This is a genomic window from Aquabacterium sp., assembly GCF_041915145.1.
Taxonomy (GTDB): domain Bacteria; phylum Pseudomonadota; class Gammaproteobacteria; order Burkholderiales; family Burkholderiaceae_C; genus Aquabacterium.
The window spans coordinates 39,036-65,998 of sequence record NZ_JAYSBZ010000001.1 but is presented as its reverse complement, the minus strand read 5'-3'; the positions used below and the strand labels follow the sequence as shown (position 1 = coordinate 65,998).

Sequence of the window (26,963 nt, the reverse complement as noted above, 5' to 3'; positions counted from 1 at the left end):
GCGGAGTCAGGCTTCGCCGCCAGCCCCACCCTCGCCACTCCCCTGGCCTGCCGGCTTGCGGCGGCGGCGACGACGCTTCTTGGCCGGGTCGGCGGACGACTCCTCCGCGTCGGCCACCGCAGGGGAGCCGCCCGATGCGGCAGGCTTGCGCGGTGAACGCACTGCAGTGCGTGCCGGGCGGACTTGCTCGAGCAAGCTCTTGCGTTCGTCCAATTCGGCGAGCGAGAAGGCCTCCCACCAACTGCCCAGTTCGGCGTCGATTTCACCGGCCTGCGCGCGCAGTCGCAAGAAGTCGAAACCAGCGCGGAAGCGCGGCTGCTCGACCAGCGTGAACGGGCCATTGCCGACGCGCTTGTCGAAGCGCGGCTGCATCATCCAGATCTCGCGCATATCAGCGGCCAGTTTGCCTCGCCCGGAGATGTCGCCGATGCGCGAGTCGAAGGCGGTGTCGATGGCCTGCTGCAGGGCCGGGAAAGGCGCTTCGCCGCGAGACTTGAGCCGCTGCCAGCCGTCCAGCACGTCGTGCCACAACAAGCAGGCCAGCAAGAAGCTCGGAGCAACGGGCTTGCCTTCGCCGACGCGGCGGTCGGTATCAGCCAACGCGGCTTGCACGAACTGCTGGCGCGCCGGGCTGGCGCCGATGAGCGCGGCCTCCAGCACCGGGAAGACACCGCGATCCAGTCCCTGCTTGCGCAGCTCTTCGACCGAAGCTTGCGCGTGGCCGGTTTGCAGCAGCTTGATCATTTCGTCGAACAGGCGCGACTGCGGCACGTTGTCAAGCCAGGCGGCGGCACGCTTGATCGGCTCGCGGGTCTTGGCGTCGATCTCGAAGCCCAGCTTGGCCGCGAAACGCACGACGCGAATGATGCGTACGGGGTCTTCGCGGTAGCGTGTTTCGGGGTCGCCGATCATGCGCAGCACGCGCTTCTTGGCGTCGCGCAAGCCGTGGTGGTAGTCGACGACGATCTGCGTGCGCGGATCGTAATAAAGCGCGTTGACGGTGAAGTCGCGCCGCGCCGCGTCTTCGATCTGCGGCCCCCAGACGTTGTCGCGCAGCACGCGCCCGCTGGCATCGACTACGTGACTCTTGCCGGCCAGTTCGGCGCGCGAGGTCTTTTCGTTGCCCGCGACCTGCTCGGCGTCGGCGGCGTCAAGATGGGCGCGGAAGGTCGACACCTCGATCACCTCATGCTCACGCCCTCGCCCGTACACCACGTGCACGATGCGGAATCGGCGCCCGATGATGAAGGCGCGGCGGAACAGTCCCTTGACCTCCTCGGGCGTGGCGTTGGTGGCCACGTCGAAGTCCTTTGGCCGCAACCCCAGCAGCAGATCGCGTACCGCGCCGCCGACGATGTAGGCCTCGAAGCCCGCTTGCTGCAGCGTCTCGACGACCTTGACCGCGCGATCATCGACCAAGCTCAGATCAATGCCGTGATCTCGATGCGGGATGTCTTCGCGATGCCCCGTCTTGTGGCTGTGCTTCACCGGCGAGGCGGCTGTACGCCGCTTGGTCAGCAGCGAGCTGATGAATTTCTTGATCATGCGAACAATTTCAAAATGCGCCAGCCACGAGCCAATGCGATGGCTTCGAGTGGCGGGCTGGGATTGGTTGCCACGGGGTCGGTTGCCCGCTCCAGCAGCGGCAAGTCGTTCATCGAGTCGCTGTAAAAGCTCACCCGTTCAAAGGCGTCAAGAGACAAGTACCGCTCGGCCAGCCATTGCTCGACACGGGTGATCTTGCCTTCCTTGAAGGTCGGCACGCCATCAATGGCGCCAGTCACTTGTCCATGCTGGCCGCGCATCAGTTTCACGGCCAATAGATGATGCACGCCAAATGCCTCGACGATCGGCGTGGTGACGAATTCGTTGGTGGCGGTGACCACTGCAACCAGATCACCTTGCTCCTGGTGCTGCCGCACCAGATCCAGCGCCTGGGGTTTCAGGGCTGGCTCGATGACTTCGCGCATGAAACGCTGATGGATTTCGTTCAACTCGCGGGTCGAGCGGTGCCGCCAAACGCCGGTTGCAAAGTCGATGTACGCCGGAAGGTCGAGAACGCCCTCTTGATATTGGCGATAGAACTCGTCGTTTCGACTGCGAAACACTGCGGCGTCAGCCCACCCCACGCGCACCATGAACTCGCCCCATTCGTGGTCGGAGTCGAGTGGCAGCAAGGTGTGATCGAGGTCGAACAGGCACAGATTCATGAGGCGTCTTGTAACAGCATTTGCTTGAGCAGCGGCACCGTGATGCCGCGCTTTTCAACGAGCGAGAAATGATCGAGGCGATCGAGCAGCGACATCAGCGACTTGAGATCTCGCTCGAAGCGCGTCTGCAAATAGCGGATGACGTCGTCGCCCAGTTCGATGCCCCGGCGGGCAGCCTCCTGGCGCAGAACCTGGTCTACCGTTTCATCGGTCAGCGGCTCGGTCTTGAAGACCAGCCCCCATCCTAGGCGAGACCGTAAATCATCGCGCAACGGCAAGTCCACCGGCGGACAGGCTCCCGCAGCCAGAATGCAATGCCCGGCGCCGGCGCCGGTGACGAACAGGCTGAACGCGGCCTGCTGCTGATCCGGGGCCAGCGCGTGGCAATCGTCGATCACGGCGAGCGCCGGTTGTGTGGCATGTTCGTCATCGGGCCATGTCCAGGGCAGCGGGCGATTGGGGCCAGCCCACAGCACCTGGCCGCCTCCAGCCCCCACGCGATGGGCCGTGGCATGCAGCAGATGGCTTTTGCCGGAACCGGCCGCGCCCCAAAGGTAGATCGGGCCGCTCGGCAGTGGGTTGTCGCGCAAGGCATGCACCAGTTGGGCGTTGGCGCCCTCGGCGAAATTGTCGAAATCGAAAGCCGGGTCAGGCCCCAGCGCCAAAGGAATTTGCTTCATTGACTAAGCAAGGATCGCAAGCATTGCGATCAGGCATCGCGCCCGAACCACGCCGGGGCGACGACCAGAGGGGTATCAAGGAAATGAGGGGTGCCTGGCGAGCGGCAGCCATGAAGGATACCCAACCGCCGCGCGCCGAGAAGCGCCTCCGGCCATTCTAGCGGCGCACGACTTGATCTTCGGAACCGGGCAACTGGCCCCGATCTGATGGCGGCGAGTCAGCGCCCTTCGTAGGCAGCGCGTCGCGCTGCGTCCAGCTGGCTCTCCAGCCAGCGCTGATCCCGCTGCTCGACGGGCATGGCCTGCCACTGGGCAATGACTTCCGCCTCGCGGCGCTTGTATTCCTGGAGCTTGGCCGTGTCCTGGCGCTGCGCGGCAACATCGGTCTCGGAGGGCTGAATGGTCAGCCGCTGTTTTTCGGCTTGCAACCGAACTTGCCGTTGCTGCGCATCGGGGATCAGTTCCTCCAGCAAGGTGGCTTGCAGCAGTTGCGCTTCACCAGCACTCACCTCACGGTTCTCAAGGCGTTGCGGAATGGCGTCGAGCAAGTCCTTGGCCAGAGCTTGACGTTTGGCAGCGTCTTGCGAATCACGCATCGACTGCCAGAGTTGGAACATCTTTTGAAAGCGCAAGTATTCGACGATGCGTGCCTGCTCATGCTCGCGGTTCGGCGTGTCTTTAAGCGCCTCGCGCAAGGATTTCCATTCGTCTTCCGTCAAGAACTCGGGCCTCTGATCAGGCGGCGTCGGCTTGGACAACGACTCCACCCATTTGTTGCCATTCGCGGTGGGCGTCGCGCTGCTGGTCGATTGATCAGCCCGCGACCACGGGAAGACGCTGCCCGACGCGCCATCTTGGCCGGGCGCATGTCGACTGGCCGTCCACCCCCACCAGGCGCCTGCTGCGACAACTGCCACGAGCAGCGCCAGAAACCACTTGGTCGAGCGGGTACGGTCGAGATGCAACATATGAATCCGGTAGAGGTCGAAAGAAAGGCAAAGCCGACAAGGTTTTCGGCTGGCATGGTGGGGGCGGCTCCAGGCTGTGTCATGGGGACTTACCCACGGCGCGAGCCGATTCCAGGCACGGCAGCCCCTAAACTCGGGGGCCAGACGCTTGCCGTCCAACCTTTTGCATTTCATTTGTCGCCCATGCTCACACCCTTGGTTTCGCTTTCAGTGGCCGTTGTGGCTGCCTATATGCTCGGTTCGCTGTCGTTTGCGGTCATCGTCAGCCGCCTGTTCGGCCTGTCGGACCCTCGCACCTACGGCTCCAAGAATCCCGGCGCGACCAACGTCTTGCGCTCAGGCAACAAAGGCGCGGCGATTCTGACGCTGGTGTTCGATGCGCTCAAAGGATGGCTGCCGGCCTGGTTGGCCGTGCGTTGGGGAGCCGAGCTCGCATGGCCAGCTTATGCCGCCATCGCCGTGGGCGGCGGCGCCTTCCTGGGGCACTTGTGGCCGGTGTTCTTTCGGTTCGAGGGGGGCAAAGGCGTTGCCACGGCTGCGGGTGTGCTGCTGGGGCTGAGCGGCTGGCTCGGTTTGGCTTGCGGGCTGGTCTGGCTGGTGATGGCCGTCGTTTTTCGCTATTCGTCCCTGGCTTCGCTGGCGGCGTCCGTGGCCGCGCCGGCCCTTGCCGCCTGGCTGTTCGGCAGCATCGCCGTGGCGGTGGGCGTGGCCATGATGAGTGGCCTGCTGATCTGGCGTCATGCCGCCAACATCTCGAAATTGCTGGCCGGCACCGAGAGCAAGATCGGACAAAAGGCCAAGCCTGCGGCATGACCGCCCCTCGCCGTCGAGACTGGTGGGTACTGCTGGCGCTGCTGGCCCTGGTCTATGGCGGCATGCACGCATGGCGTGCTCGATCAGAGAGTCGCTGGGCCCAGGACATCGCATCGAACGCACGTCCCGGCGAAATCGTGATGTTCTCGACGCAGACCTGCGTGTACTGCGTCAAGGCGCGTCACTGGTTCGATGAGCACCGGATTCCGTTCACCGAGTGCGACATCGATCTCAACGCGGCTTGCTTGGCGCGCTATCAAGCGCTGGGCGGTGTAGGCACCCCCACCTTTGAGGTGCGCGGCGAGCGGCTGGTCGGCTTCGACCCGCAAGAGCTGGCGGAGATGCTTCAGCGGCCCCCGCGTGCCAGCCTCTGACGCCACGCTTCGCGCGTCGCGAACGTTTTCAGGCCATCAACCCGAGACGAGACAACTCGCCCTTGCCTTGGCGTAACACCCGGGGCTCTCCGTCAGTGCAATCGACGACCGTCGTGGGCAGCATGGAGCAGGCGCCAGCGTCGATCACGGCTTGAATCTGCTTTTCGAAGCGATCACGAATCTCATGCGGGTCGTTCAGCGGCTCGCTCTCGCCGGGCGGGATCAGCGTGGTGGACAGCAGTGGCTGGGCGTGGAGTTCAAGCAGCGCCTGCGTGACCACATGATCCGGCACGCGCAGCCCGACGGTGCGCCGGGACGGATGGCTGACACGCCGCGGCACCTCTTTGGTCGCGTCCAGGATGAAGGTGTAGGCCCCCGGCGTGGCGGATTTCAGCAGTCGGTATTGCCGGTTGTCGACGCACGCATAGGTCGCGAGTTCTGATAGGTCCCGGCACAACAGCGTCAGTTGATGCTTGTCATCGATGCCACGTATGCGGCGCATCGCATCAACGGCCCCCTTGTCGTCGAGGTGGCAAACCAGGGCGTAGCTGGAGTCGGTGGGAATGGCGATGACGCCTCCCTGCTGCAGGATTTGCACCGCCTGCTTGAGCAAGCGTGCCTGCGGGTTCTCGGGGTGAACAACGAAATATTGAGCCATTCTTGATTGTTGCCCGACTCAGGGCCGGCGCATGCCCGCTCAGGGCTGACGAATGCGATGCGCCAGTGCATCCCATATCGGTCGGACACTCGCCGGCAACCCTGGCAAATTGCCCAAATCGATGCGACTCTCGTCGGGCGAGTGAAAGTCCGAGCCGCGCGACGCGAGCAAATCGAATTCGCGAGCCATGTCGGCATAAATGCCGAATTCGTGCGCGGCATGGCTGCCCGTGACAACTTCAACGCCAACCCCGCCGTGCGTTTTGAATTCGCTGAAAAGCGCATATTCCTCGTTGGGCGTGAAACCGTATCGCCCAGGATGCGCAATCACGGCCAGACCGCCGGCTTCGTTGATCCAGCGCACCGCGTCTGCCAGTCGCGCCCAGCGATGCTGGATGAACCCAGGCTTGCCCTCGACCAGATAGTGCCGAAACACTTCGTTGGTGTCGCCGCACACCCCCGCCTCGACCAGGTAGCGCGCAAAGTGGGTGCGGGAGATGAGATCCGGGTTGCCAACATAACGCAGCGCCCCTTGATAGGCGCCGGGGATGCCGGCCTGAGCCAACTGGTCGCCGATGTCCTGGGCGCGGCGCTCACGACCGCCTCGGGTTTCGGCCAAGCCCTTCACCAGCGGCTCAGATTCATGATCAAACCCGAGCCCGACGATGTGGACCGTCTTGTCGGCGAACGTCACCGAAATCTCGGTACCCGTCAGATAAGGCAAGCCGATGGCCAGCGCGGCAACCATGGCGCGATGCTGCCCTCCCACTTCATCGTGGTCGGTCAGTGCCCACAGATCGACACCGTTGTCGCGCGCCCGCACAGCCAGATCCTCCGGACGCAGCGTACCGTCGGACACATTCGAATGGCAATGCAGATCAGCGTTGAGAAAACTCACGGAAACATTCTAAGAGTGGCTGCCCCGCAGCACATCGAGGCAGTGCGATGACAAGCTCCACGGTGGGGCTTCCCGATATCGGGCAACTCAGCCCAGAGCCTTGATGGCGGCATGCGTGATGGCAGCGACCAAAGCTTGATCGATGGGTTGACGGTAGCGGCACTTGATCAGCCGCATGCCCCGCGCGGTGCCCTCCAGTTGCGGAAACTGGTCAACCAACTGCGCGCCGTTGAAGACTTGCATGTGTGCTTGAGACTTGTGCAGCACGATGGCGATCAGATTTTCGCCTTCGTCGGAGAAGCACAGATTGCCCCACTTCACTTCTTGCCGCAGATGGGGCGCTGCTTGAAGAATGGCCTGTTGCAACGCCTGGGCCACATCGCGCTGGTCGGCGGTGAGACTGTCGAAGAACGAATTGATGAGTGCCGCTGAGTGAATGGGTCGGCGCATACTGCCCGCCTATAACCAAAAATGAAAGCTTCACGTTGTTTTCACAACTGCTTTCATCGTAACCCGCGTCAATGACACGTATTGTTACCGCCTATTAACAATTAGCAAAAGATTGCCGACATGCGGCATTAATCACCCCCTCGATTTGCGGGGGGTCAGGTCTTGGGGAGCGTGACCCCTGTTTGACCTTGATATTTGCCGCCTCGATCGCGGTAGCTGGTTTCGCACACCTCGTCGCTCTCGAAGAACAGCACCTGGGCGCAGCCTTCGCCTGCATAGATCTTGGCGGGTAGCGGCGTGGTGTTGCTGAATTCCAGGGTCACGTAACCTTCCCATTCGGGCTCGAATGGCGTGACATTGACGATGATGCCGCAGCGGGCATAGGTGCTCTTGCCCAGGCAGATCGTGAGCACATTGCGCGGGATGCGGAAATATTCCACCGTGCGGGCCAGCGCAAAGCTGTTCGGCGGAATGATGCAGACGTCGCCCTTGAAGTCGACGAAGTTTTTCTCGTCGAAATTCTTCGGGTCGACGATCGTCGAATTGATATTCGTGAAGATCTTGAACTCGTCAGCGCAGCGGATGTCGTATCCGTAGCTGCTGGTGCCGTAGCTGACGATGCGATGGCCGTCTGCGGCAACGCGAACCTGGCCGGGCTCGAACGGCTCGATCATGCCGTGCTCAACGGCTTGGGTACGGATCCAACGGTCGGACTTGATGCTCATAAACGCGCTCCTAGACGGCGCGCATTGTAGGCAGTCTGGCCATCGCTTGATCTAAAGAGCCTGACGCGGTCACGCAGAAGACACGGTGAGTTGCGTCAGCTCAAGGCGATCACGTCGCATCAGCAATGGCGCTGATGCGGGCCGACCCGCTGGAGGCGGCGGGCCAGCCGATTCGGTGCGGTCAGGCCGACAGATCTTCTGCCGTGGGCAGGTCGGGTTCGGCATCAACCGATTGGTCGAATGCGTCGGCGTCGTCGCCGATTTTCGGAATCAAAGGCTTGTCCAGCGGGCGACAGACGCGGCGCTGCAGGCGATTCAGGCGATCCGAACATTCGATGGCTTGAAACACGGCTTCCGGATCCATCATCAGCGCGAACGGATTGGCGACGAGACCTTGATGTTGCATACGACCTCCAGTGTGAAAAATGACATGCGATGGAGGTGACTCTAGGCGGCAAGCCCGGGCGCTAACAGTCGGCAGCCAGCCATATCGAATGTCAGAAACACACTGACAGGGAAGTCCCGTGTGCCGCTCGGCACACGAGGTCAAACTCGGAACAGCGTCTCGAAATTCCGGCTGGTGTGCTCTGCAATGGTCTCGATATCGCAAGCCTTCAACTCGGCCAGTTGCCGTGCCACATGGGGCACGTACGACGGGTTGTTGGTCTTGCCACGATACGGCACCGGCGCAAGGTAGGGGCTGTCCGTTTCGATCAGGCAGCGGTCGAGCGGCACGTAGCGGGCCACCTCGCGCAATTCTTGTGCGGTCTTGAATGTCAGGATGCCGGAAAACGAAATGTAGAAACCCAGATCCAGCGCAGCCCGCGCCACGGCCAGGCTTTCGGTGAAGCAATGGAACACACCACCGACCTTTTCGCCCTGCTCTTCGCGCAGGACGCTCAACGTGTCGTCGCTGGCGCTGCGCGTATGAATGATCATGGGCAGCTTGGCCTGGCGCGCGGCTCGAATGTGCGTGCGGAAGCGCTGTCGTTGCCATTCCATGTCGGACAGCGATCGATCGCCCAAGCGGTAGTAGTCGAGACCGGTTTCACCCACCGCGACCACTTTGCCGTGCGTGGACAGCTCGACGAGTTCGTCGACCGTGGGTTCGTGAACGCCCTCGTTGTCGGGATGCACGCCAACCGTGGCCCAGAAATTGTCGTATCCCTGTGCAAGGGCGTGGACTTCAGGGAACTCTTCGATCGTGGTGCAAATGCAAAGCGCGCGATCGACCTGGGCTTGCGCCATGGCATCGCGAATGGCAGGCAACTCCGAACGAAGTTGCGGGAAGTTCAGATGGCAGTGGGAATCAACAAACATGCTGTAGCGATGAAGGGCCCCGCGCCCCAGAAACCAGGCGCGTCGAGCGGAGCGCCGCGCTACAGGGTTTGGGTGGGTTTGGCTGACGAGATCGAAGTCCCGAGGACTTCTTCGATCTTGACACGCAACAAGCGTGTCTTCTCATCGGACGGGAATTTGACGCCCACACCTTGGGTGCGACCGCCAGATGCGTTGGCGGGAGTGATCCAAGCGACCTTGCCGGCGACCGGGTAACGCTGCGGATCATCGGGCAGCGACAGCAGCAGGTAGATATCCTCGCCGAGTTTGTAGTCGCGTGCGGTGGGCACGAACAACCCTCCGTCAGCAAACACCGGAATATAGGCCGCGTAAAGCGCGCCCTTTTCACGGAATACGAGCTGAATAACGCTCGGTCGAGCTCCTCCTGCGGCAGGGGCAGCAGCTGCGGTGGCCATAGGCGGACGACTCACGACTTCATTCATGGAGGGCAGTTTACCGGCCGAACGCATTAAGTGGGCGGTAATACTGCACCAGTTAGAGCCTGTTGTGCTTGCATAACCAGATTTTCAATTTGCAACAAGGCATTCAAGGGGTGATCCGCTTGACGCCGGGATTTTCTTAGCGAGCCCGACCAGCCGACCAATCTGCGCGTGGGAATACCCTTGGGCAAACTGTTTGCCGGAAAATAGCGCGGCGCTTGCCCGAGCGACAGGAGCGTCAAGTCAAGACAGAGTTTTTGCAGGGTATCCACAACCAGCGCAACCGGCCAATTCGCCAACGGCCCGGCCTGCCCGGCTTGCACCAGCCTGGGCAACTTGACCCAGGTGTCGGCATCGAGCCCTTGCCGGGCATGATCCAGCGCCGTCAGTGGCTCACCGCCACTGGCTGCCAGCGCCACGTCCGGCTGTTTCAGCCCTCGCTGAGTCAGCCAGTTCTGGGCAGCGCTGACGTCGGGCAGATCCAGGCGAAAGGCCTGGCAGCGGCTTCGAATAGTGGGGAGCAAACCCTCGACTTGACCCGCACCGAGGATGAAGCGCGCCGCGCCAGGCGGCTCTTCGAGTGTCTTGAGCAGGGTGTTGGCCGACACGGCGTTCATGCGGTCGGCGGGGTAGATCACGATCACCTTGCAGCAACCGCGCGCAGAGGTTTGCTGCGCAAACGCGACCGCCCGGCGGACTGCATCAACCTTGATTTCGGCGCTGGGCTTGGTCTTGGATTTTTTTTCCTCGCCCGAATCGGCTGATTCGTTGTCGGCGGCGCCCCACCCTAGCGGTTCACGCAACGCTTCTGGAACGAGTACCAGCAGATCGGGATGCACTTGCGCGGCCACCAGGTGGCAACTGGCGCACACGCCGCAAGCGGGTGCGCCAGGCACGCGGTCTGCGTGCTCGCACAGCCACGCCTGAGCCAGCCGCAGGCAAAACTCGAATTGCCCGACACCATCCGGCCCGTGCACCAGCAGCGCATGACCATGCTGGGTACTCAAGGCCTTGCCGAGCGGCACGTCAAGCCAAGGGTAATCGGCGCCGACAAAGCCGGTCGCGGCCGTCGCCAGACTTGGCTCCATGCTCACCACCCCCTGGCGGCCAGTTCGGCTTGCACCGCCCGCGCCACCGCGTCAACCGACTGGTTGGCGTCAATGCGTAAGAAGCGCTGCGGCTCTGCCTGTTGGCGCGCCCGATAGCCGGCATTCACGCGCTCGAAAAAGGCCTGATCCATGGCTTCGAACCGATCAGGCTGGCGGGCCGACGCCAGCCGCTCGGCCGCCACCGCCGGCGGAATATCGAACCACAGCGTCAGGTCGGGTTGACGCCCCTGCTGAACCCATTGTTCCAACTGCTGGAGCGTGGCCATGTCGAACCCTCGACCGGCGCCCTGGTAGGCAAATGTGGCATCGGTGAATCGATCGCAAAGCACCAGCGCACCGCGGTGCAGCGCCGGCTCAATGACTTGCTGCAGGTGGTCGCGCCGGCCTGCAAAGATCAGCAGCGCCTCGGTAAGCGCGTCCATCGGCTGATGCAGCACGAGCTCGCGCAGGCGCTCGGCCAAGGCCGTGCCGCCCGGCTCCCGCGTGCGAACCACATCGAGCCCAGCCGCACGCCATCGCTGCTCCAGGGCGTCGATGTGCGTGGTCTTGCCCGCCCCGTCAATGCCCTCGAAACTCAAGAATCGTCCGCGCAGCGGGGCGGCATCGGGGGGCGTGCCGTGGGCTGGTGTGGACGGGGTTGCGGCGTGCTCCATCAGGGGCCTTTTCTGGTTGGATTGCGCTGGAAACGATCGACAGCTCGATTGTGCTCGGCCAGGGAGTTGCTGAATTCGCTCGATCCATCGCCGCGCGCCACGAAATACAGCGCCTTGGTGGGCATGGGCAGCGCCGCCGCCAGCAGCGAGGCGCGCCCTGGCATCGAGATCGGCGTGGGCGGCAAGCCGGCCCGGGTATAGGTGTTGTACGGCGTATCGGCCTGCAGATCGCGCCGACGGAGATTGCCGTCGAAACGATCGCCCAGGCCGTAGATCACGCTCGGATCGGTTTGCAAAGGCATGCCGATGCGCAAGCGGTTCACGAACACACCCGCGACCAAGCCTCGATCTGACTCACGCCCGGTTTCCTTTTCGACAATCGAGGCCAGGATCAGGGCTTCTGCCGGACTCTTGAGCGGCGTGTCGGCAGCGCGGCGTTCCCAGGCCTCGGCCAGACGATGTTGCATGACGCGATGCGCCCGCTTCAGCACGGCGATGTCGGTGCTGCCTTTGCTGAAGGTGTAGGTGTCGGGGAAGAACTGCCCTTCCGGCATGGCACCAGGCTCGCCGAGCGCCGCCATCACCTCGGCATCGCTGAGGGCGCCGATGGTGTTCTTGAGACCGGCCGCCTGCGCCAGCTCGGCGCGAAACCGCTTGAAGGTCCAGCCCTCGATCAGCTTCACCGTGCTCAAGCGTTCGTCGCCGCGCACCATCATGCGCAGCAGATCTCGGGCCGACATGCCCTGCGTGAGCTCGTAATTGCCCGCACGGATCGCTGCCGAGCGGCCTGACCAGCGAAACCATTGATACAGCACCCACGGCTCGACCCGTACACCCGCTTCGACCCAGCTGCGAGCGACCGCACGAGGCGTGGTGCCCGGCTCGATGGACAACTCGACGCTGGGCGCGGCCAACGGCAACGGCCGTGTGACCTGCCAATAGGCCCAGGCTGCCACGGCCAAGACGAGACAGACCGTCAGCGCGATCAACCACCCCATCAGCGCACGTAATCCCTGACCGCCTTGCTTGCTTCTCTTTTGCTTCATGATGGGTGCTTCAAAGACCCGCGATGATAATCATCCGACGGCGCGGCTCCGTGCCCGCCGCCCCTTCGTCCTCAGCCTTTGCTTCTTAGTCACGTGAACACCTCCGCAATTCAACTTGATGGCGCCGTCAGACTCCAGCACTGGGGTGTGATCCGGGCGCAAGGCGACGATGCCGCCACCTTCTTGCATGGTCAGTTGAGTCAAGACATCAAGACGCTCGCCGCTCATCAGGCGCGTCTGGGGGCCCTCTGCACGGCCAAGGGTCGCATGCTGGCCAGCTTCGTCGCGATCTGCCCGCAGCCCAATCAGTATTGGCTGGCATGCAGTGCCGACTTGCTGCCCGCCACGCTCAAGCGCTTGAGCATGTTCGTGCTGCGCGCCAAGGTCAAGCTCGACGACGCTTCAAGCGACGTGGCGCTGATAGGGCTCACGGGCCCCAGCGCGCAGGCTCGACTGGGCGACCTTGATCTGGCCGTGTGGAGCAGCGTGGCGCAAGCCGACGGCGTGCTGACCCGCCTGCCCGATGGCAGTGCCAACGGCGCCCATGTGCGCCGCTATCTGTGGGCCGGGCCGGCTGCCCAGGCCGACACCCTGCTGGCCGGCAACCCCGCCCTGCCGCTCGACAGCTGGAAGTGGCTGGACGTCACCAGCGGCGTGGCATCGATCGTGGCCGGCACGGTGGAGCAATTCGTTCCACAGATGGTCAATTTCGAGCTGGTGGGCGGAGTCAACTTCAAGAAGGGCTGCTACCCGGGGCAGGAAATCGTGGCGCGCAGTCAATATTTGGGCAAGCTCAAGCGACGCGCCGTTCTGACGCAGACGGACGCGGCCGCGCAGCCCGGACAAGAAATCTTCAGCGCCGAGGATTCGGGCCAACCCTGCGGCATGGTCGTCAACATCGCGCCGCACCCCACCCGTGGTTTCAGCGCGCTTGTTGAGACCAAGTTGGCTGCGCTAGAGGGTGCGGGCTTGCACCTGGGCTCTCCCGATGGCCCGGTTATGCATGTCGTTGATCTGCCTTATTCGCTGCCCGACGAAACTACCGAATCCGCCCAGGGCTGACGACCCGGCCGGCACCCGCCACATCGAAGTCTTTGCATCATGTGTCTAGCGGCCGTCGCGCTGGGTCAGAACCCGCGCTTTCCGTTCGTGCTGGCCTCAAATCGCGACGAGTTCTTCGATCGGAAGGCCGAACCCATGCAGTGGTGGCCCGATGCCGCGCCGTTCATTCTGGCCGGGCGAGATCTCGATGCTGGTGGCACCTGGCTGGGTTTGTCCGAATCCGGGCGACTGGCCCTGCTCACCAACATCCGCAACCCCAGCGAACATCGGGACACGGCCGCATCGCGGGGCGCCTTGGTGCCGGAATGGCTGCGCAGCCGCGACCAATTCGATGCATTCTGGACTCGGCATGATCTCGCCGCCTACAACGGATTCAATCTGATGGCGTTTGAGTTGAGTGCCCTCGTCGCCAACGGGTCATCGAACCCGGCCGGCTGGTACGCCTCCAGTCGGCATCCACGGCCGCGAGCGTTGGCTTCGGGCGTCTACGGGCTATCCAATGCGGAACTCGACACCCCCTGGCCCAAGGTTCAGGCGCTCAAGCGAGCAATGGCCGACAGCGTGACCGAGGCCGTCGACCGCGATGCATTGGCCGCGCGCCTGTTTGCCGTGCTCGAAGACACCCAGTTGGCGCCGGACGATCAATTGCCGTCCACCGGCGTGCCGCTGGAGGCGGAGCGAGCCTTGTCGGCCGCTCATGTGAACCTATTCGACGGACGCTACGGCACCCGCTGCAGCACCGTGTTGATCTGTGAACGGCTGGACACCGGCTGGCTCACCGCAGTGCTCGAGCGCACCTTTCACTCCGGCAAGCCAGCCACCCAACAGCAGTTCGTTTTGCCCGCCTGGCCGCCTGAAACGCCGACCTCATAGCAGCCGTGTCATCTCGACGTGGGGAATACCCACGTCATCGAACTCCGGCCCGCGCGCTACAAAGCCGGCGCGGGCGTAGAAGCCGCACGCCGACACCTGGGCGTGCAGCAAGGCCTCGCGGTCGCCCCGCTCGCGAGCGGCTTGCATCAGTGCATCGAGCACGCGCCGCCCCACCCCACCGCCGCGCACGGCCTGTACCGCCGCCATGCGGCCGATCTTGGCGACGCCCGGTACATGCTCAAGCAGGCGCCCCGTGGCCACCGGCATGCCCAGGCGGTTGTAGGCCACAGCGTGCAGACAGCCGGAGTCAGCGTCATCCCACTCCATGTCCGGAGGGATCTTCTGCTCGTCAATGAACACCGCCGTACGCACCTGCCGCGAATCAGCGCCCAGCGCGTTCCAGTCGCCCACACGCACCTCGTACATCGGCTTGCCCGCCTCGTAGGCGTTGATCAGCTCGCGCAGCTCATCGGGTACCGGGCTGGGCTGCCGGGCGGCCTGGCTGGCGAACACGTAGACCAGTTCACCACTCACCAGCGGGCTGTCTTGCCGAGTCAGCGCAAACGCGAAGGTCAGAGAAGACCGCCCCTGCCGATCGCAGCGAGCCGACACGGTCAGCAGATCGTCAAAACGCGCGCTGTCTTGATACTCGATGGTGGTCTTGCGGACGAACAGGTCGCCCTTGAATCGGTTCACCAGCGCCTCGTAGGGCAGACCGAGTGCCCGCCAATATTCGGTCATGGCGGTATCGAAATACGTCAGATAGTGGGCATTGAAGACGATGCCTTGCGGATCGACTTCCGCCCAACGCACCCGCAATCGATGATGCAGATTGAATTTGCAACTCATGCCAGCCTTCGGTCAGGCGCACAAAACAAAACGCCGCGTGCGACCTGAGTCACACGCGGCGCCAAGGTAGTTGCCCGGCAGTTTATTTGCTGTCGCGCAGTTCGCGGCGCAGGATCTTGCCGACCGGCGACTTGGGCAGCTCGGTGGTGCGGAACTCGATGTGGCGAGGCATCTTGTAGCCCGTCAGGTTCGCGCGGCAATGCTCCAGGATGGCTTCCTTGGTGAGCTTCGGGTCACGCGGCACGATGATGGCCTTGACCGCCTCACCCGACTTGGCGTCCGGAACGCCGATCACGGCGACCTCCTTGACCTCGTCGTGCATGGCGATCACGTCCTCGATCTCGTTCGGATACACGTTGAAGCCGGAAACCAGGATCATGTCCTTCTTGCGATCGACGATCTTGAAGAAGCCCTTGTCGTCCATCACGCCGACGTCGCCAGTCGACAACCAGCCTTCTGCGTCGATGACCTTGGCTGTTTCTTCGGGGCGGTTCCAGTAGCCCTTCATCACTTGCGGGCCACGCACGCAGATCTCGCCCGGCTCGCCGATCTCGACCCAGGCGCCGTCATCGCTACGCAGGCGCACTTCGGTGGAAGGTGGCGGCAAGCCGATCGAACCGGTGAACACCGGCATCGGCTTCGAGATGTCAACGGGATTCATCGTCACGATCGGCGAGCACTCGGTCAGGCCATAGCCTTCGACGATGCAGTTGCCCGTGACCTTGTGCCAGCGCTCCGCGACGGAGCGTTGCAGCGCGGTGCCGCCTGCCATCGCCAGCTTGAGCTTCGAGAAGTCGAGCTTGCTGAACTCGGGGTCGTCCAGGAATGACGTGAACAGCGTGTTCACGCACGACACGGCGCTGAACTTCTCGTTCTTGATGATCATCATCACGCGCTTGGTGTCGCGCGGATTGGCGATCAGCACGTTGCGCCCACCAACGCCCAGGAAGATCAGGCAGTTCACCGTCAGCGAGTAGATGTGATACAGCGGCAGCGGCGTCAGCATCGTCTCGATTTCGGACTCGGACCACTGGTTGTCGGCCCAGGCCTTGGTTTGCAGGCAATTGGCCAGCACATTGCCGTGAGTCAGCATGGCGCCCTTGGCCACGCCGGTGGTGCCGCCGGTGTATTGCAAGAAGGCGAGATCGTCGCGCTTGACCTGCACAGGCTTGACGGCGACCTTGGCGCCTTGTTTGAGCGCCGTGCGTAGCCAGATTGCACCGGGCAGCGAGTACGCCGGCACCATCTTCTGCACATGACGCAGCACGAAGTTCAGCGCGCGGCCCTTGAGGTTGATGCCGTCGCTGAGCAGATCGCCGAGTTGCGTGAGGACGATGCGCTTGACGGCCGTGCCGGGCAGCGCGTCCTGCAACGTCTTGGCGAAGTTCTCCATCACGATGATGGTTTCAGCGCCACTGTCCTTCAACTGGTGCGCAAGCTCACGCGCCGTGTACAGCGGATTGACGTTCACCACGATCGCCCCAATGCGCAAGATGGCGAACAGGCAGACCGGATACTGGAACAGGTTCGGGCTCATGATGGCGACGCGGTCGCCCTTCTTGACTCCCTGGCTTTGCAGCCACCCCGCAAAGGCCTGCACCTTATTTTCAAGATCGGCGTAGGTGAGTTCGCTACCCACGCTGACGAAGGCCACGCGTGGGCGGAACTTCGAGATGCACTCGTCGAAATACGCGTTCAGCGATTCGTACTGGTTCAGGTTGATCTCTGCCGGCACGCCGGCCACATAGCTCGACAGCCAGATTCGGTTGGTCGTGCCATCCGCGTTCAAGACGGATGGCTTGACCGCTGCCGGCGCATACGCTGCTTGTGTCATCTCAATCTCCTCTTTATTCCTGTTTTCAGGAGGAACCGTCACCCGATACAGCAGGTCGGCCCATGATGTGGTACGCGCGTTACCGCGCGTTGCAGATCATACCGGAGCGTCACTTGCGTCAACTCCGTGACCCAAGTGATGCCGAGTGCAAGCGTTACTTCTCGAGGATGGCCACCACGCCCTGGCCACCGGCCGCGCAGATCGAGATCAGGCCACGGCCCGAGCCCTTGTCGCCGAGCATCTTGGCCAGCGTCGCGATGAGGCGACCGCCGGTGGCGGCGAAGGGGTGCCCCGCAGCCAGTGAACTGCCGTTGATGTTGAGCTTGCTGCGGTCGATCGAACCTAGCGGCTTGTCGAGCCCCAGGCGCTCCTTGCAGTACTTGGCGTCTTCCCAGGCCTTGAGCGTGCACAGCACCTGGCCGGCAAAGGCTTCATGGATTTCGTAGAAATCAAAGTCCTGCAACGCGATGCCGGCACGAGCCAGCATGCGGGGCACGGCGTAGGCCGGCGCCATCAGCAAGCCTTCTTTCTTGTTGAAGAAATCCACCGCCGCCACCTCGCTGAAAGTCAGATACGCCAGCACCGGGAGGTTGCGCTCGCGAGCCCAGTCTTCGCTCGCCAGCAGCACGGCCGAGGCACCGTCGGTCAGCGGCGTCGAGTTGCCCGGAGTCAGCGTGCCCTGACCGGGGTTGACCTTCTTGTCGAAGCACGGCTTGAGCGAGCGCAGCTTCTCGATAGTCAGTTCGGGGCGCATGTTGTTGTCGCGGCTCAGGCCCTTGTAGGGCGTGATGAGATCGGCAAAGTAGCCGCGCTCATAAGCGGCCGCCATATTTTTGTGGCTGGCCAGCGCGAGTTGATCTTGATCTTCGCGGGTGATGCCCCATTCCTTGGCCATCAGTTCGGCGTGTTCGCCCATCGACAGCCCGGTGCGCGGCTCGCCATTGCGCGGGATCGTCGGCTTGATCAGCATGCTCGGGCGCACCTTGGCGATTTGCGACAGCTTCTGGCCGGTGGTCTTCTTGCGGTTGGCTTCGAGCAGGATCTTGCGCATCTTCTCGTTGACGCCGATGGGCGCGTCGGACGTGGTATCGACGCCGCAGGCGATGCCGCAGTCGATGTGGCCCAGCGCAATCTTGTTGCCGATCAGCATGGCGGCCTCAAGGCCGGTGCCACAGGCCTGCTGTATATCGAACGCGGGCGTCTCGGGCGCCAGCGTGGTCGAGAGCACGGTTTCGCGAACCAGGTTGAAGTCGCGTGAGTGCTTCATCACCGCGCCACCCGACACATCGCCCAGACGCAGCCCGTGCAGGTTGAAACGATCGACCAAGCCCTGCAGCGCGGCGGTCAACATGTCTTGGTTGGACACGTGCGAGTACACCGTGTTGGAGCGTGCAAACGGAATGCGGTTGCCACCCAGGATGGCGACGCGGCGAATGGCGGTCATGAGTTTGTCTCCTGAAACGAAAATCTGATTGGTCTTGAAAATCTGGGCGAGCCGCCTTACAGCGCGAGCTTGCCGCGCAGATGAGGCTTGTCGCCTCGGCCGTTGCGAACCTCGAAGAGCACGCCCTGCTGGGTCTGGCCAGTCCAGAGGGTGGCACGCCCCGGCAGAAACAGCGGGGTCTTGAACTCGACTTGCGCCAGCACGTGCTCGACCGGTTCCTGCGGCAGCAGCGTCGCGAGTGCCCGGGCCTTGGTCCACATGCCGTGGGCGATGGCGCGCTTGAATCCGAACAGCTTGGCCGACACGGCCGACAGGTGAATCGGGTTGATGTCGCCCGAGACGCTGCCGTAGCGACGGCCGATGTCGGCGCGCGCCTGCCAGTCGGCCTGGCGCGACAAGGGGGTGTCATCGATCAGCGCGCTTTGATACGGCGTGCCGCGCGGGGCACGCACGCCCATGCGCAGGTAGTAGCTCGCGCTCTCCCACACCAGCTCACCGTTGCGCGTGGCGCGGCTGAGCAGCGAGAAGACCTGGCCCTTGTCATGCGCAATGAGCTCGCCGGTGGCAACCTCGACGTCGAGCTTCTGGCCCGGCGCCAGCGCACGATGCTGCTCGATCGTGTTGCCCAGATGCACCAGGCCCATCACCGACCACGGAAAGGCTGGCGAGCACATGAGCTTCATTTGCAGCGGAAAGGCCAGCATGTGCGGATACGTTGGCGGCACGCCTTGCGACATGCGAAAGCCGCACACCCGGGCATAGCGCTCGATGTGCGCGCCATCGAGCATGACCCCCGATCGCACCAGCCGAACCGCAGGCAACTCGGCCGAGCCGGGCCGCTTGCTCGAAGAACGCAGCGCCGAGCTGTAGAGGCTGAGCGCCGAAGGCGTGCTGCTGATCTCGATGGTCTTCATGGTGGTCTCGGCTGTGCGCATCAACATGATTCGTGGCCTCAGGCGCCCAACAGGCTTTGTCCGCAAACCCGGATGACGTTGCCGGTCAACCCGCCAGATGCCGGGCCTGCAAACCAGGCGATGGCTTCGGCAACGTCCACCGGCTGACCGCCCTGACTCATCGAGTTCATGCGACGGCCCGCCTCGCGGATGGCAAACGGGATGGCGGCGGTCATCGCGGTTTCGATGAAACCGGGGGCCACCGCATTGATGGTGATGCCCTTGGCGGCCAGCGCCGGGGCGGTGCTTTGAACCATGCCGACCACGCCGGCCTTCGACACCGCGTAGTTGGTCTGCCCCATGTTGCCGGCAATGCCCGAAATCGACGAGACGCAGACGATGCGGCCGCCCGACTTGAGCGCGCCCGACTCGACCATGGCGTCGTTGATGCGCTCTTGCGTCGACAGGTTGACGTTGACCACCATCTGCCAGAGGTGTTCTTTCATGTTGGCGATGGTCTTGTCGCGGGTGATGCCGGCGTTGTGGATGATCGCGTCCCAACCGCCGTCGGCCTTGGCGGCGTCCACCAGTTTTTGGGGGGCGTCGGGCGCGCCGATATCGAGGGCCAGGGCCTTGCCGCCGATCTTCTTGGCCACCTCGTCGAGCCCGGCTTGCGCCTGGGGCACGTCGAGCACGATGACCTGGGCGCCGTCGCGCGCCACGACCTCGGCAATCGATGCGCCGATACCGCGCGAAGCACCCGTCACCAACACCTTCTTTCCCGACAGCGGCAGATTCCAGTCCGCCGGTGCCTGCGAGGCGCCAATCGGCTTGCCGATGCGAATGACCTGGCCCGATACGTAGGCCGAGCGCGGCGACAGCAAGAAGCGCAGCGTCGACTCGACCTGATCTTCGGCGCCTTCGGCCACGTACACCAATTGGGCGTTGATGCCCTTGCGCAACTCCTTGCCCAGCGAACGAGTCAGGCCTTCAAGCGAGCGCTGCACCGTCGCCTTGCGGCTGCTGGTTTGCTGCTCGGGCGGACGCCCCAGCACGACGATGCGGCCGCACGGCAGCACCGAACGAGCGGCGTCATGGAAGAACCAGTACAGCGCGTCGGACTGCGTGCTGTCGCTCAGGCCCGTGGCGTCGAACACCAGGGCCTTGACCTTTTCACCGCCCCAACGCCCGGTGGTCAGCCCCGCCGCGTTGGCAACGCCAACCCATTGCACGGCCCGCTCGTGGGCATAACTTTGCGCCTTGATGGCAGCCAGCACTTTGGCGATGGGCTCGAGCAACGCAGCGCCCTCCGATGCGCCGATCAGCGCCGGCCCCGACAGCACGGGCGCGCCCGCCTTGTGGCGCTCCAGGGGCAGCGGCTTGGGCAAGCCCAATGCGTTGACGAGCTTGGCGCCCATGGCCGAGTTGGCGAAGTCGATGTATCCGTCTTTCATGACACTAAGCGAGGTTGAAAGTTGAGAAAAAGATGAAGGCAGTCACCGAGAAGACTCGGCGGCACGCGATTCGTCGGCCCGCGCGATGATGGTCTTCAGCGCATCCAATTGCGCGGGGTCGGGCAGTGGCGCGTTGAGAGCAGCCACCATCAGCGCGGCCAGCCGCCCGATGACAACCGCCTCGTCATCCGACTGACCTCGGGTGAAGTCATGCACCAGGCGATTCGTGTTCGAGCTCGCCAGCACGCCCGCCACCGCGCCCATGGCGAAATGCAGGCGAAAGCCGAGTTCCTGGCGCGGCAACTGCGGCAGAGTCTGCTGGAACGCGTCGAAAAAACGCCCGAGCGACGACGTGTAGTGCCCGTTGACGAAGTCCTGCACGACCGACGACACATCGGTGTAGGCGCGCCCCAGAAATCTCAGGAATCGCGGCCCGCCCGCCTCGTCGAAACCGGCCATGCGCAGGGCCGGCAGAAACATGGCCACGAGCACATGCTCGCAGGTCAGCGCGGCGCCTTGGGTCGATTGCAGGGCATCCAGCAGTTTCAAACGCTCATCATTGAGCTTGTCCATCCGGCGTGACAACACCGCCTGGATCAACGCTTCCTTGCCACCGAAGTGATAGTTGACCGAGGCCAGATTGACCTGCGCTGCCGATGTGATCTGGCGCAGCGACATGCTCTCGTAGCCGAATTCAACGAACAGATCTTCGGTGGCGTCGAGGATGCGGGTTTTGGTGTCGGCCGACTGCGTTCGACCGGATACGGATTGAAGCGCCAAAGGGTGTCTCCATGGGGCTGGCTGTTGAGCTGTCGATCTCGTGCAGCCGCCGCTCGCAGTTTAAAACATGCGTTTAATTCAAACGAGCGTATGGTAGCGACATTCCCATGCCGCACCAATCAAATTGGTCGTTTGCCCTGCAAATGAGGGGTCTGAGCGCGGCGCCGGCTGGCCCCCAAAGCGCTCACGCCAGATCGCAGCGTGCGGCGCGCGGTGTTTCCAGCTCGAAGCGCAGGCGCGATTCCCCGCCCGCTTCGATGCGTTCGGTGAACATGGCAAACGGTCGCACCCACAGTGCACGCTCGCCGTACAACGGCCGGTAGACCACCACCGGCTCCAGCGTTTCGCTGTGGCGCGCCACGCCGTAGACCTCATACCGGCCGCCTTTGTAGTGGCGGTAAATGCCCGTGGGCAGACTTGGCAAGGGCGCGACGGGGCGATCGTGGGTGTTGAGCGTCATGCGGTGAAACTTTCGCTGCTCGGGTCGAGCTTGGTGACCATCACCTGGTCGATCTTGAAGCTGTCCACGTCCATTACTTCGAAGCGATAGCCGCCCCAGCTCACGGTATCGGTGCGCTTCGGAATGCGCCGCAGCATCACCATCAAGAAGCCCGCCAAGGTGGCGTACTCCTCTTGATGCGGCAGCTCGTCGAGCCCGATGGCGCGCAGCACGTCGGGGATCGGCGTGACACCGTCGATGAGCCACGACTTGTCGTCGCGCTGCACGATCTGCTCCTCGATCAAAGGCGACACCAGGCCGCCCATCACCGTGCTCATCACATCGTTGAGGGTGATCACGCCCACCACCAGGCTGTACTCGTTGACGATCACTGCAAAGTCTTCGTGCGCCAGGCGGAACTGCTCCAGCACCTCGGCCAGCGTCAGGCGGTCGGGGATGATCAGCACCTTGTGCAGCAGCCCCTCGGTCTTGAGGCTGATGGGTTGCTGGGTGAGCACGCGCGTCAGCAGGTCCTTGGCGTCGACGTAGCCCACCACATCGTCGATGTCGCGACCGCAGACGAGGTAGGTCGAGTGCGGCTCGGCGGCAATGCGCCCGCGCACCTCGGCATCGTCATCGTCGAGGCAGAAGAAAACGATGCGGTCGCGCGGCGTCATCGAGCTGGCCACGGTGCGGGTTTCGAGCTCGAAGACGTTCTCGATCACCTCCTGCTCCTGCACCGCCACGGCCCCGGCCTGACGGCCCGCCTCGGTCATGGCCAGGATGTCGTCCGACGTGATGCGCTCGTCGCGCAGCACCGAGACACCGAAGAACTTGAACACCGCGTCGGTGATGACGTTGAAGGCCCACACCACCGGCTTGAGCAGCGTCACGCACACCTGCATGGGCCCCACCACCCGCACGGCCAGCGCCTCGGGCTGCAGCATGCCCAGCCGTTTCGGGAAGAGATCGGCAAACAAGATGAAGAACGCCGTCACGCTCATAAACGAGGCGACAAAACCGAGTTGGGCGGCGAGCTGAGGCGTCACGATCAATTCGAGCAGGCGAGCGTAGTGCGGCGTGAGCATGCCTTCGCCGACGATGCCGCCCAGGATGGCGATGGCGTTCAAGCCAATTTGCACCACTGTGAAGTAATGCCCCGGCTGCTCTTGCATGGCGATAACGCGCGCGGCGCGCAGGTCGCCGTCGTCCGCCATCTGACGCAAACGCAGGCGCCGGGCAGCAGCCAGCGAGATTTCGGCAATGGAGAAAAAGGCGCTGGCCAGGATCAACGCCGCGCTTAGGAGGATGCTGGTTGTCAGGTCCACGGCCGGCAGTTTACCGGGCCACCGCAACCGGCACATGTCACCCGACTACAAAGGCTCCACGCGTTCCACCGGGGCGCCCTGCTCCAGCCACGCCTGCCACTCGTCCGCCAAGCGCTGGCTCTCGCTCACGGCCTGCGTCCAGCTACGGGCACGAGCCTGCCAGTCGAGCCCGTAATGGGTGAAGTCGTTGCGGTCGGGCAGCTTGGCGTTGGGCAGCTTGCGCACCCAGTCTGCATCGGGTGCCAGCACGATCACGTTGTCCAGCCCGGACGTGGGCTTGTGGCGGCGCTTCCAGGCCTTGTCGAGCCAGCCCGGCACCAGTTCGCGCTGAAAGTGCGGGTACAGCACCAACCCCTGCGGCACGTGCTGATCGAGCCCTTCGTTCATGGCGTGGTAGCGCCAATGCAGGTGGTAGTCGGTGATGCCGCCGTCCCAATAGGCGCCGCGTGGCGCGCCAGGAATGTCGTGCACGGCCTGCAGCACGAACGGGATCGAGCACGACGCCTGCACCGCCGGGTGAAAGTTCTGCTCGGTCAGCGCCACGCAGCGGTGCCTGAGGTCGCGCAAGTCCACCGGCAAGGGCGCGCCGGCGCTCGAAAACACCACCCGCTCGGTCCAGGCCCCCACGCTGCGGCGCGACACCGCGTTGCTCAGCGCCAGCCCGAGATAGCCGAGTGGCGTGCGCCAGCGCCCTTCGCGCGCCAGCACATGCTGGCCCCGCGACGTAACCACATGCAGCCGATAACGCGGGTGCTGCAGGATGCCGGGCACATCGCCACCGAAGAATTGATACAGCCCCTCTTCGAACTTGCGACTCACCAGCGCCGCCGAGGGCCGCTTGCGACCGGGCTCGGGGTCGTAATGCTGGTGGATGTAAGCGTGCTCGAAGGCGGCAAAGGCTGTGGCCGGGTCCTGCATGGCCGCCGTGGCCATGCGCCACGCGCCGATTGAGGCGCCCAGCAGATGCACGGTGTGGCTGGACTGGCGCAGCCACTCGCCGAACACGAAGCGGTCGAGCGGCCCCAGGATCAGCCCCTTGGGCCCGCCCGCCGCACCGGCGATCAGTCGCACGTCCTTCGGGCTCAGCCCATGCCGCTCGATGTGGCGCCGCGCAGCAGGGCCGGCATGAATGCGCAAGGCTGGCATGGCTGGTCGTCGTTCTGCCCCGGCCGGGTCAGCGCTTGGTCTGCAGCTTGGCGAACGCCGCCGCCATGGCCGACTGCCCCCCACCCTGCGCCGCCGGCTGCTGGCCGCGCGGCGCGTTGAAGCGCTCATTGCGCGCCGCCGGGCGGAAGTTGTTGTCGCCCCGCCCTGCTCCGGCCGACTTGGGCCCGGTCGCTGCATCGAGCTTCATCGTCAGCGAGATGCGGTTGCGCGCCAAGTCCACCTCAAGCACCTTGACCTTGACGATGTCGCCCGTCTTGACCACCTCGCGGGCATCATTGACGAACTTGTTCGACAACTGGCTCACGTGCACCAGGCCGTCCTGATGCACGCCGAGATCGACGAAGGCCCCGAACTGCGCGACGTTGCTGACCGTGCCCTCCAACGTCATGCCCTCTTTCAGGTCTTTGATGTCTTCGACGCCGTCGTTGAAGCGCGCGACCTTGAAGTCGGGGCGCGGGTCGCGGCCGGGCTTTTCGAGCTCGGCCAAGATATCTTTGACCGTGATGGCGCCGAACTGCTCGTCGGCGAAAGCCTCGGGGCGCAGCTTGCGGATCACGTCGGTGTTGCCAATCAACTCTTGAATCGGGCGCTGCGCCGCCGCGATGATCTTCTCGACCACCGGGTAGGTTTCGGGGTGCACGCCAGACAGATCGAGCGGGTTGTCGCCACCGCGAATGCGCAAGAAGCCCGCCGCCTGCTCGAAGGTCTTGGCGCCCAGGCCGGCGACTTCCATCAACTGCTTGCGGTTCTTGAACGCGCCGTTGGCGTCGCGCCAGCGCACGATGCTCGCGGCCACCGTCGAGCTCAGGCCCGATACGCGCGACAGCAGCGGCGCCGACGCGGTGTTGAGGTCCACCCCCACCGAGTTCACGCAGTCCTCGACCACCGTGCCCAGCGTGCGCGCCAGCTCGCTCTGGTTCACGTCGTGCTGATACTGGCCGACGCCGATGCTCTTGGGGTCGATCTTCACCAGCTCGGCCAGCGGGTCTTGCAGGCGGCGGGCAATGGAGACCGCACCGCGCAAGCTCACGTCCAGATCGGGCAGCTCCTTGCTGGCGAACTCAGACGCCGAGTAGACCGACGCACCGGCCTCGCTCACCACCACCTTCTCGATCGGCGTGCCCGGCGCCAGCTGCTGGATCTTCTTGATCAGGTCGGCGGCCAGCTTGTCGGTCTCGCGGCTGGCCGTGCCGTTGCCGATGGCGATCAGGTTGACGCCGTGGGCTGCGCACAAACGGCCCAGCGTGTGGATCGAGCCGTCCCAATCCTTGCGCGGCTCGTGCGGGTAGACGGTGGACGTATCAAGCACCTTGCCGGTGTCGCTCACCACGGCCACCTTCACGCCGGTGCGGATGCCGGGGTCCAGCCCCATCACCACGCGCTTGCCGGCCGGCGCGGCCAGCAGCAGGTCGCGCAAGTTTTCGGCAAACACCTTGATGGCCACCGCTTCGGCTTCTTCGCGCAAGCGGGCGAACAGGTCGCGCTCCAGGCTCAGGCTGAGCTTGACCTTCCAGGTCCAGGCGATGCACTTGCGGATCAGGTCGTCAGACGGCCGCTTGGCGTGGCTCCAGCCCAGGTGGCGGGCAATGTGGCCTTCGGCCAGGCTGGGTTGACCAGGCACCGGCTCTTCATCGAGCGCCAGCTTGGCGTCGAGGATCTCTTGCGTGCGGCCGCGAAACACCGCCAGCGCGCGGTGCGACGGCACGGTGCGGATGGGCTCGTCGTAATCGAAGTAGTCGCGGAACTTGGCGACGTCGGGGTGGTTCTCGTCCTTGCCGTCCATCAGCTTGGACTTGAACAAGCCCTCGCTCCAAAGCCAATCGCGCATCTTGCCGATCAGCGTCGCGTCTTCGGCCCAGCGCTCGCTGAGGATGTCGCGCACACCGTCGAGCACGGCGAAGGTGTCGGCAAAACCGGCATCGGCATTCACGAACGCAGCGGCCTCGGCTTGCGGGTCGAGCGTGGGGTCGGCAAACAGCTTGTCGGCCAGCGGCTCGATGCCGGCTTCGCGGGCGATCATGCCCTTGGTGCGGCGCTTGGGCTTGTAGGGCAAATAGAGGTCTTCAAGCTCCTGCTTGGTCGGCACGGCCTCGATGGCGGCGCGCAACTCGGGCGTGAGCTTGCCCTGCTCGTCGATGCTCTTGAGCACCGCGGCGCGGCGGTCTTCGAGTTCGCGCAAATAGGACAAGCGCACTTCAAGCTCGCGCAGCTGGATGTCGTCGAGGCCGTCAGTGGCTTCTTTGCGGTAGCGGGCGATGAACGGAACGGTGGCACCACCGTCCAGCAGTTGAACCGCAGCATTGACTTGGGCAGGCCGGACTTTCAGCTCGGCCGCGATTTGCAGGAGGATCTTTTCCAAGGTGGCTTGACGAGAAAGCGTCGACAACTTCGTCGACAAAACAGCAGGCGCAGCTTGGCGCGCACTGCGAAGCGCGCGGCAGTTTGCCATAGCCGCACCGAGCGTCAGGAGGTGGGCTTG

Annotated in this window: 28 protein-coding genes; 4 read left to right on the top strand and 24 right to left on the bottom strand. The window is 63.9% G+C overall.

Features of this window, described 5'->3' with window-relative positions; translation table 11 throughout:
- Positions 1-6: 6 nt before the first annotated feature.
- From pcnB to ACE3SS_RS00305, 4 genes are all read right to left on the bottom strand, one after another.
- A complete protein-coding gene (pcnB, locus tag ACE3SS_RS00320) occupies positions 7-1,545 on the bottom strand; it encodes a polynucleotide adenylyltransferase PcnB (protein ID WP_374590111.1) in 1,539 nt (512 codons plus the stop codon).
- Complete coding sequence (locus ACE3SS_RS00315; RefSeq protein WP_374590109.1) at positions 1,542-2,210, bottom strand: HAD family hydrolase; 669 nt, start codon at positions 2,208-2,210, stop codon at positions 1,542-1,544. The genes pcnB and ACE3SS_RS00315 overlap by 4 nt, the downstream gene beginning before the upstream one ends.
- The gene (gene hda / locus ACE3SS_RS00310; RefSeq protein ID WP_374590107.1) at positions 2,207-2,890 is read right to left on the bottom strand and encodes a DnaA regulatory inactivator Hda; all 684 of its coding nucleotides are present in this window, start codon (positions 2,888-2,890) and stop codon (positions 2,207-2,209) included. Before hda ends, ACE3SS_RS00315 begins: the two co-directional genes overlap by 4 nt.
- 218 nt (positions 2,891-3,108) lie before the next feature.
- Positions 3,109-4,017 carry a hypothetical protein gene (locus ACE3SS_RS00305; protein ID WP_374590105.1) on the bottom strand — a complete coding sequence of 303 codons (909 nt, stop codon included), beginning with the start codon at positions 4,015-4,017 and terminating at the stop codon, positions 3,109-3,111.
- A gap of 24 nt (positions 4,018-4,041) precedes the next feature.
- On the opposite strand from ACE3SS_RS00305, the gene plsY reads away from it, so the two are divergent.
- Both plsY and ACE3SS_RS00295 read left to right on the top strand, forming a co-directional pair.
- Positions 4,042-4,671: a glycerol-3-phosphate 1-O-acyltransferase PlsY gene (gene plsY, locus ACE3SS_RS00300; protein ID WP_374590103.1), complete on the top strand. Its 630-nt coding sequence runs from the start codon at positions 4,042-4,044 to the stop codon at positions 4,669-4,671.
- Positions 4,668-5,045, top strand: coding sequence for a glutaredoxin family protein (locus ACE3SS_RS00295; protein ID WP_374590101.1), 378 nt, complete (start codon positions 4,668-4,670; stop codon positions 5,043-5,045). The genes plsY and ACE3SS_RS00295 overlap by 4 nt, the downstream gene beginning before the upstream one ends.
- A gap of 28 nt (positions 5,046-5,073) precedes the next feature.
- On the opposite strand, the gene ACE3SS_RS00290 is transcribed toward ACE3SS_RS00295, so the two are convergent.
- From ACE3SS_RS00290 to mltG, 10 genes are all read right to left on the bottom strand, one after another.
- A complete protein-coding gene (locus ACE3SS_RS00290) occupies positions 5,074-5,703 on the bottom strand; it encodes an L-threonylcarbamoyladenylate synthase (protein ID WP_374590099.1) in 630 nt (209 codons plus the stop codon).
- Between the two features lie 39 nt (positions 5,704-5,742).
- Entirely contained in the window at positions 5,743-6,600 is an 858-nt protein-coding gene (locus ACE3SS_RS00285) for a 3',5'-nucleoside bisphosphate phosphatase (RefSeq protein ID WP_374590097.1), read from the bottom strand.
- A gap of 87 nt (positions 6,601-6,687) precedes the next feature.
- On the bottom strand, positions 6,688-7,050 hold the full coding sequence (locus ACE3SS_RS00280) for a DUF1801 domain-containing protein (protein ID WP_374590095.1): 363 nt from the start codon (positions 7,048-7,050) through the stop codon (positions 6,688-6,690).
- A gap of 155 nt (positions 7,051-7,205) precedes the next feature.
- On the bottom strand, positions 7,206-7,775 hold the full coding sequence (gene dcd / locus ACE3SS_RS00275) for a dCTP deaminase (protein WP_374590093.1): 570 nt from the start codon (positions 7,773-7,775) through the stop codon (positions 7,206-7,208).
- Positions 7,776-7,956: 181 nt separating this feature from the next.
- Positions 7,957-8,181 (bottom strand): hypothetical protein, encoded by a 225-nt coding sequence (locus ACE3SS_RS00270; protein WP_374590091.1) that lies wholly within the window; start codon positions 8,179-8,181, stop codon positions 7,957-7,959.
- A gap of 140 nt (positions 8,182-8,321) precedes the next feature.
- A complete protein-coding gene (locus tag ACE3SS_RS00265) occupies positions 8,322-9,095 on the bottom strand; it encodes a TatD family hydrolase (RefSeq protein ID WP_374590089.1) in 774 nt (257 codons plus the stop codon).
- 59 nt (positions 9,096-9,154) lie between these two features.
- Positions 9,155-9,556: a PilZ domain-containing protein gene (locus ACE3SS_RS00260; RefSeq protein WP_374590087.1), complete on the bottom strand. Its 402-nt coding sequence runs from the start codon at positions 9,554-9,556 to the stop codon at positions 9,155-9,157.
- Between the two features lie 26 nt (positions 9,557-9,582).
- A complete protein-coding gene (locus ACE3SS_RS00255; RefSeq protein ID WP_374590085.1) occupies positions 9,583-10,641 on the bottom strand; it encodes a DNA polymerase III subunit delta' in 1,059 nt (352 codons plus the stop codon).
- A 2-nt stretch (positions 10,642-10,643) separates the two neighbouring features.
- Positions 10,644-11,315: a dTMP kinase gene (gene tmk / locus ACE3SS_RS00250; protein ID WP_374590083.1), complete on the bottom strand. Its 672-nt coding sequence runs from the start codon at positions 11,313-11,315 to the stop codon at positions 10,644-10,646.
- Complete coding sequence (gene mltG, locus ACE3SS_RS00245; RefSeq protein ID WP_374590081.1) at positions 11,315-12,361, bottom strand: endolytic transglycosylase MltG; 1,047 nt, start codon at positions 12,359-12,361, stop codon at positions 11,315-11,317. The genes tmk and mltG overlap by 1 nt, the downstream gene beginning before the upstream one ends.
- 93 nt (positions 12,362-12,454) lie before the next feature.
- Here mltG and ACE3SS_RS00240 point away from each other — a divergent pair, with 93 nt between their 5' ends.
- Together ACE3SS_RS00240 and ACE3SS_RS00235 are read left to right on the top strand one after the other, a co-directional pair.
- Positions 12,455-13,423, top strand: coding sequence for a folate-binding protein YgfZ (locus ACE3SS_RS00240; RefSeq protein WP_374590079.1), 969 nt, complete (start codon positions 12,455-12,457; stop codon positions 13,421-13,423).
- A gap of 39 nt (positions 13,424-13,462) precedes the next feature.
- Positions 13,463-14,296: an NRDE family protein gene (locus tag ACE3SS_RS00235; protein ID WP_374590077.1), complete on the top strand. Its 834-nt coding sequence runs from the start codon at positions 13,463-13,465 to the stop codon at positions 14,294-14,296.
- On the opposite strand, the gene ACE3SS_RS00230 is transcribed toward ACE3SS_RS00235, so the two are convergent.
- The 10 genes from ACE3SS_RS00230 to ACE3SS_RS00185 form a co-directional block, all read right to left on the bottom strand.
- Positions 14,291-15,145 (bottom strand): YbgC/FadM family acyl-CoA thioesterase, encoded by an 855-nt coding sequence (locus ACE3SS_RS00230; protein ID WP_374590075.1) that lies wholly within the window; start codon positions 15,143-15,145, stop codon positions 14,291-14,293. The two genes, ACE3SS_RS00235 and ACE3SS_RS00230, sit on opposite strands and share 6 nt — an antisense overlap.
- Before the next feature lie 82 nt (positions 15,146-15,227).
- Positions 15,228-16,979 carry an AMP-binding protein gene (locus tag ACE3SS_RS00225; protein WP_374590074.1) on the bottom strand — a complete coding sequence of 584 codons (1,752 nt, stop codon included), beginning with the start codon at positions 16,977-16,979 and terminating at the stop codon, positions 15,228-15,230.
- Between the two features lie 154 nt (positions 16,980-17,133).
- Positions 17,134-18,423 (bottom strand): acetyl-CoA C-acetyltransferase, encoded by a 1,290-nt coding sequence (locus ACE3SS_RS00220; RefSeq protein WP_374590072.1) that lies wholly within the window; start codon positions 18,421-18,423, stop codon positions 17,134-17,136.
- 56 nt (positions 18,424-18,479) lie between these two features.
- On the bottom strand, positions 18,480-19,364 hold the full coding sequence (locus ACE3SS_RS00215) for a MaoC family dehydratase (RefSeq protein WP_374590070.1): 885 nt from the start codon (positions 19,362-19,364) through the stop codon (positions 18,480-18,482).
- Between the two features lie 11 nt (positions 19,365-19,375).
- A complete protein-coding gene (locus ACE3SS_RS00210; RefSeq protein WP_374590068.1) occupies positions 19,376-20,770 on the bottom strand; it encodes a 3-oxoacyl-ACP reductase in 1,395 nt (464 codons plus the stop codon).
- A 42-nt stretch (positions 20,771-20,812) separates the two neighbouring features.
- On the bottom strand, positions 20,813-21,550 hold the full coding sequence (locus tag ACE3SS_RS00205; protein WP_374590066.1) for a TetR/AcrR family transcriptional regulator: 738 nt from the start codon (positions 21,548-21,550) through the stop codon (positions 20,813-20,815).
- A gap of 184 nt (positions 21,551-21,734) precedes the next feature.
- The gene (locus ACE3SS_RS00200; protein WP_374590064.1) at positions 21,735-22,010 is read right to left on the bottom strand and encodes a DUF1653 domain-containing protein; all 276 of its coding nucleotides are present in this window, start codon (positions 22,008-22,010) and stop codon (positions 21,735-21,737) included.
- Entirely contained in the window at positions 22,007-23,317 is a 1,311-nt protein-coding gene (locus ACE3SS_RS00195) for a hemolysin family protein (protein ID WP_374590063.1), read from the bottom strand. Before ACE3SS_RS00195 ends, ACE3SS_RS00200 begins: the two co-directional genes overlap by 4 nt.
- A 45-nt stretch (positions 23,318-23,362) precedes the next feature.
- Positions 23,363-24,463: a phospholipase gene (locus tag ACE3SS_RS00190; RefSeq protein ID WP_374590062.1), complete on the bottom strand. Its 1,101-nt coding sequence runs from the start codon at positions 24,461-24,463 to the stop codon at positions 23,363-23,365.
- 28 nt (positions 24,464-24,491) lie between these two features.
- Complete coding sequence (locus ACE3SS_RS00185) at positions 24,492-26,843, bottom strand: Tex family protein (RefSeq protein ID WP_374590060.1); 2,352 nt, start codon at positions 26,841-26,843, stop codon at positions 24,492-24,494.
- Positions 26,844-26,963 lie beyond the last annotated feature (120 nt).